The organism is Streptococcus sp. ST14, assembly GCF_046098195.1.
Lineage (GTDB): Bacteria > Bacillota > Bacilli > Lactobacillales > Streptococcaceae > Streptococcus.
Genome location: NZ_JBJUSF010000045.1, coordinates 1 through 6,430 on the forward strand (window position 1 = coordinate 1; position 6,430 = coordinate 6,430).

Annotated in this window: 4 protein-coding genes; all 4 read left to right on the top strand. The window is 38.9% G+C overall.

Going from position 1 to position 6,430, the window contains the following annotated elements; genetic code table 11:
• A partial coding sequence (locus tag ACIY19_RS10485) for a PBECR4 domain-containing protein (RefSeq protein ID WP_409003368.1) occupies positions 1-4,773 on the top strand: 4,773 nt, incomplete at its 5' end.
• Positions 4,774-4,843: 70 nt separating this feature from the next.
• Positions 4,844-5,260, top strand: coding sequence for a hypothetical protein (locus tag ACIY19_RS10490; RefSeq protein ID WP_101776582.1), 417 nt, complete (start codon positions 4,844-4,846; stop codon positions 5,258-5,260).
• A gap of 216 nt (positions 5,261-5,476) precedes the next feature.
• Positions 5,477-5,869, top strand: coding sequence for a plasmid mobilization relaxosome protein MobC (gene mobC, locus ACIY19_RS10495; RefSeq protein ID WP_409003369.1), 393 nt, complete (start codon positions 5,477-5,479; stop codon positions 5,867-5,869).
• Positions 5,863-6,430 (top strand): relaxase/mobilization nuclease domain-containing protein (locus tag ACIY19_RS10500; RefSeq protein WP_409003370.1); only part of this gene is annotated, 568 nt, incomplete at its 3' end. The genes mobC and ACIY19_RS10500, both read left to right, overlap by 7 nt.

Sequence of the window (6,430 nt, forward strand, 5' to 3'; positions counted from 1 at the left end):
TACTTGGACAGAAATCAGCAACTGGTAGGTGCGAGCCTCCAGGGACTTGTTCCTGATCAAGAACGTCATCCTGGCAAAGGATACTTGAAACAAATCATGTATCAATCAGAATCTATTAGTGGCTTAAACGTTTCTATAGGCTCTCCTAAGCGTTTAATTGTGACAGAGGCACCCATTGACCTTATGAGCTATTATGAGCTTCATAAGGGCGAATTAAACGATGTTCGACTAGTTGCGATGGAAGGATTAAAAGAGGGAGTTTTGTCTCACTATGTTCTTGAAATTCTGCAGGAGCGAGGGGAACTCACGATGGATGAAAGGGATTATACCAAGTCTAGTGAACTAACACGTACCTCTAACTTTTTATCTGTTGCAGCGGAAACATCCACACTTTTCCAAGATCATAAATACGATGATCTCATCACGCTGGCAGTTGATCGTGATAAAGCAGGTACAGACTTTATCACTAAACTACGGGAGAAGAAAATCCCAGTTATCGATGCAAGACCACCACAACGTGAAGGCCAGGAGAAGACAGACTGGAATGAGATTCTGAAGCAGGAAAAACAACTGGAGAAAGACGCACCAGACAACAGTCGTCTTGCCCAGGCACGTCGAAAATTGGAACGACTAAGGGGTGAACAAGACGAGGCTATTTCAAGAGCTTATTCCCACCAAGCACTAACAAATGGGCAACCCATGAATGATAAGCGAGGCAGTGCTAGCTTTATGCGTAAGCAAGAACAAATAGAAGGTCAAGTCTTCTCAAAGATGGATGAGATTAGGCAACAGGAAGAGCGAGTAGAGCGCCTGGAGCACCAACAACATTTGAAAGAAATGGGGTTGAATCGTCAGGGAAGTGGTCTGGAGATGAGTGTTCAAAATATACCTAGAATCCGTGAAGAGTTAGAAAAAGCTAAACGTGGGGAGTCGTTCTTTACCAAAGCTACTCTCAAACGCTATCAAGAAGAGTTGACTAGACTTGAGGCCATATCTGAACAAATGGGTAAAACGAGCATTCAACCAGCAACTCAAGCCTTAATTGATGAGGGGTTAGTGAACCAGTGGCAAAAACAACCAAATACGTATTTTGTAAAAGGGTTACGAAGAGTTGCCCTGGAGTTGACTGAAGAAGGAGAGTTTCAATTATCTTCACAAATCAAGTATCATCCGAAAACAGATGAGGAAAGACTGAAGGTGGATGAATTACTTGCCAAACAAAGGCAAGAAAATGTAGGATTAACGCCCTCGAATCAGGAAAAATCAATCTCACCACAACCAGAGCCTATTGAAAAAAATCAAGGCGAAGCAGGGTGGTTAGAAAAAAATTGGGACAATCTCACATTTTCGATAGAAAATAAAAAAACAGTCGTCATTGATCCGACTAGTATAGATAAGACGGTTGAAGAAAAACAAACTCCAGATAATCAAGAATCTATAGAGCTAGTTTGGGAATTGCATAGTAAATGGGAAGATGAATTAGCAGAAAAAATTCGGGAAGATTTAGGCATTAACTATGAACTACAGGCATGGCAATTTGAAAAAGAAATGTCACGATTTATAACGACTGATTTAGACAAGTTATTCGCAAAACGTACTAGATTGGAAAGGGATGCTTATTTTGCGGATAGTACGACGTCTATCAGAAAAGAAATTGATCGTTTAGATGCACAAATACTGAAGTACATAGAAAAAGCCCCTGAACAAAGTCAGGAGCGCTTGAATGATAGGGCCAGTGGTGGAGAGGGCTATTCACAGCATGATGCTGTAGGCAGTGCCGAACCTGAAGCTGAATTATCAGCAACCTTTGAGCAAACTGTTGCCAGTCACCCGACATCACCCTATCGTTACTTACATTTTAGCACAACTTTTGAGGAAGTGCAACGAAGACAATCGAAATACCATCCAATTACATCTGATGATTTGAAAAGAATGAATCAGTACGCTGGTTCTATTCAGAAATCATCTCAATGGTATTTAGAGGAATTAGCGAATAGTAAAATCTATTATTTCTATTCCAATAATGGAGAGGTGAGTTTGCTAGATGTTAATTTTAAACGAGAAAACTTTTTACACTTAACAGGAATCAGGCCAGTTGTTCCAGGTAGAAATGCTGGAGATTTTGTAGTCGATTTTGCTGAGGGAAGGGGAGACTATAATCAAATACTGGTTAGTAATAGTCTAAAAGAAAAATTACAAGTTATTCCTATGTTAGAGGATATTCTTGATCCTAAATCGTTTGTTTTGGATAACTTAGATGAAGTAAGAATTGCACAACGACTTAACTTTTCAGAAGCTATTAAGAGTAAAGACGAGGATTTCTTACTTCTTTTCAAAGATATAGGAGATGAACGTGTCCCTGCATCTCTCATGAAAATTAAGAGAGATCTAAGAGTTGATGTAGAGAAAACTAAGGAAAAAGTTATTCTTGGTGTTTTCCGTGAACGTGATGGCCACATTGAACAGCTATCGATCAATGAGAACTATATTAAGGATGGGGGCAAAGAATTGCAATCCATTATGAAAAATGGCTTGTTTGAGGAAATCAAGCCTGATACAACTAAAGAAATTGAACAGATTGCTCCAAAGAACACATTGAATAAAACCTCACTTGATTCAGCTACCTTTACTCAAGTCTTAGATACTGTCTATAATTTAGGTGTGCCAGGTGACATCTCAAAAACTCCAGAAGAATTTTATCAAGCCTGGAATCAGTATCTTGACTATGCAAAACAGCACAATGATAATTTTGATCAGATTGTTGCTGCAGCTGGAGAAGATCACCTCCTAGATACAAATTCAGATTTTTATAAGGAATGGAAACAAGATCATATCTATAAGGAAAACTACCATGTACGTCTTCAATGGTCTGAGGATCGCCCAAGTGGGCCGAAATTACCCTTTAAAGAGACCGAGCTGATATCTTATCAAGATTTCGCTAGGGAGCTATATAAGGCCAATCAGAGCTTCTATTCGTTGCATCAAAAAGGGCTAAAACAAGTGACTGATGGTCACCCAGAAGGCTATCTCTCTCCAACTAAGATTCAGTTTAGTATCTACGCTCCAGATGGTGAACTTATTCAGGATAGCATCCGTTACAATATCGGTGAGGAGATTAACCCAATCGCTCATAAAGAAAGACTTGGTACACGAGAAATGAGAGAGTACCCAGAATTGATGAAGATAGATGGGACCATATTTACTCAGTATCACCTGGAGAGATTGGCGAGTGAGTTAGATATTTCTCAGTTCAGTTACGCTTTGGAAGATACTCCTTACGCAGATCAACTTCTATCCCAACTCCCGTTTGGAGATTTGGAAAATAGTCCAATTGGATTTACAGATAGTAGTCATGATAGTCGTCTTGGGTTTATCTCTTTTGATGGAATGGATAGTGTTGAGGTCGAAAGCCTATCTGCTTGGTTTGAAAAGTTAGGAGTCAAGGACTCTCCATTGGAACAAGTAGCTCTTGTAGAAAAATGGCAAAAAGAAATCAAAAGTTTATCAGAAAAAGTTGAACAAACGATCGCAACAGTTCGAGATGAATTTGAGAAATCACAAGAGGAAGCAATCAAACTAGAAGAACAAGGACACAATAAGCAGGACTTGAAACGTGATGCGGATGCTGACGGTGTTTCTGATGAGGAGGAGTTGCTTCAGGGAACGAATCCGTATGATTTTAGATCGAAGCCAGGTTCTAAACCAGAGGTCGAAGAGGGTCTACAAGCGGAAGAAGTTGTTTTAGCAGCAGGCAGTCTTGCAGTTGCAGATTTTATTCAAAATAAAGATATGGCAGGATTAAGTCGTCACCTTAAAGAAGGAATTAAGGAGTTTCTGGATTCAGATAAGTACAGAGACTATCTAACGAAAATGAGCCAGCTAAATAATTATTCTAATCGTAATTTGCGCTTAATTCTTGCACAAAATCCTGAAGCAAGGCAAGTAGCTTCTTTCAAACAGTGGAAAGAAAACTTTGGCCGTTATGTAAAAAAAGGTGAGAAGGCTTTACGTATTTTTAAACCTATGACGAAGATCAAAAAGGATGAAAATAACCAACCAATATTGGATAAAAATGGGAAACCAGAAACTGTCACATTCTTTGGTCTAGTACCAGTCTTTGATGTTAGTCAGACAGAAGGAAAGGAGATGCCAAAAGCTGCAGAAGTGAAAGAACAGCTGACTGATTTGGACTATGCAAATCTTTACCGTTCCCTGATGGCTATTGCAAAAGAAAATGATGTATCAGTTCGATTTGAAGAGATGGAAAATAATAAACATGGATATTATTCTGTCCCAGAAAATCAAATTGTTTTACGTAGTAATGAGATGAACAAGGCCCAAATTATTAAAACTTTCTTACATGAGATGGCTCATGCAGAGTTGCATCATGCAGATAATCCTCAAAAGGAAAATCTAACTAGAAGCACTGCTGAACTCCAGGCTGAAAGTGTCGCTTATGTTGTTTCTTCATACTATGGTATTGATACGTCAGAGTATTCCTTTAACTATCTATCTGGGTGGTCTGCAGATAAAGAGACGCTTGCTGATTTAGAAGCACAGTTAGATATTGTCCAACAAGAAGCTAAAAGTTTAATGGTTCGGATGGATCAAGCATTGGAACAATTAAGATTGAGTCAGGAGAAACAAACGAAGCGTAGTTTTGAACAAAAACTGGAGAAGTTTAAAGATCAGAGCAAGCAGGCTGTCGAAGATCACAAGCAGGAGTTGAAAGCAGATGCACAATCAAAAAAAGAGAAGGGTTTCTCGAAATGACCGAACGGGACACCCCAAATAAACCCAAGGTCAAATTAAAAACAAATCATCATCAAGGAGGACAACACTCATGACTAATGAACAAGAAGAACAACTGATTATCATCCTTTCAGACTTTATTCCAATCATGGATGGAGACAGAGTTCAAGGAGTATCGCCAAACGCTAAAGACTTGACTCGCCAAAAAGTTCTGGAGCAACTAGAGGAAGAACAGTCTCAACTTCCTGAAGGAGATCCTGCTCTTTTGGAGTGGGAAGAAGAAAATATTGAACTACTCAAGATGATTACAGATGAAGAATTTCAAGCTGTACTCACTGAAAAAATCTTACTGACAGAAATACAAATTGGGCAGTCGATTTTCCAGCCTCTAACTGATCAACAACTTTCTGTCCTAGCTGAAAAGTTACAAGGTCAGAAAGAAAAAAGTGTAGAAAATAGTGATAAGCAATCATCTATTTTCAAAAACATCTTCAGTTGGTTACGATAAATTGTTAGAAGTTGTACTCCAAAGATATAAGAAAGGGGCTTGGGGATTTCCCCAAAACTGAGAAAATCAAGAAGGAAAACTACAGGGTTCTCCTTCTCTGATTTTTTTAAATTTCGCAAATGGATATCCATTTGCTACGCTTGCCACAAGGAAGTCAGGGGCTGATGCCTGGTCAGAAAATGCCAGAGACTTTGAGAGAAAGAGGATAAAAAAATAATGCAGAAACGAGAAAATAGAAAACGCTATATACAAAAATTGATACGAATAACACCAGAGGAAGATCGTCAAATTAAAACGGCGATGGCCCAAATGGGAGTTCCATCTTTTCAATACTATGCGAAGAATCAACTGGTACAAGGGAAGGTGGTTCAAATTGATTTTTCTGAATTGAAAGACCTTCGAGTTGCCATCAATCGAGTGGGTACGAACATCAACCAAATTGCCAAACATGCCAATGAAAATCAAGGGGTTAGGCCAGAGGAAGTGGCACAAGTCATTGACTATCTATCTGAGTTGAAAGAGATGGTAGCTGTCAAACTTTCTAGTGCGGAGAAGAAAAGTTTACAGGAACGAAAAGTGAAAACAATAAGGACGTATGACGAATGGTAGTAATCAAAACACCCAAACAAATTAAAACTCCTTCCAATTTAAAAATAGCTGTACGCTATATTCTGAATGAAGCGAAAACTCTTGTATCAGAAACTGCAGAAAGTGATCTTGATTTCCCTCTTGTCTATCATAATGGCGAGCTTCAAATGAAGCTAGTATCTGGCAATGGGATCTCTGATTTTAGTGTAGCAGACGAAGAAATGGTCATGACAAAATTAGCTGCAGCCTTTAAAAAAGGAGATGATGACTTGAAAGAATTATCTTCAGGAAAACAAGTATTGGCTCATCACATTATCCAGTCTTTTTCTCCAGATGATAACTTGACTCCTGAGCAGGTTCATGAAATTGGCCGTCAAACGATATTAGAATTGACAGGTGGAAATTATGAGTTTGTGATCGCAACCCACACGGATAAAGATCATCTTCATAACCATATCATACTTAATACCACCAATACCTCAACGCTCAAGAAATTTCGCTGGGAAAAGAAAACCTTAAAAAATTTGAGAGCCATTTCGGACAAACATGCGGCACGATATGGCGCTAAAATTATTGAGCCTA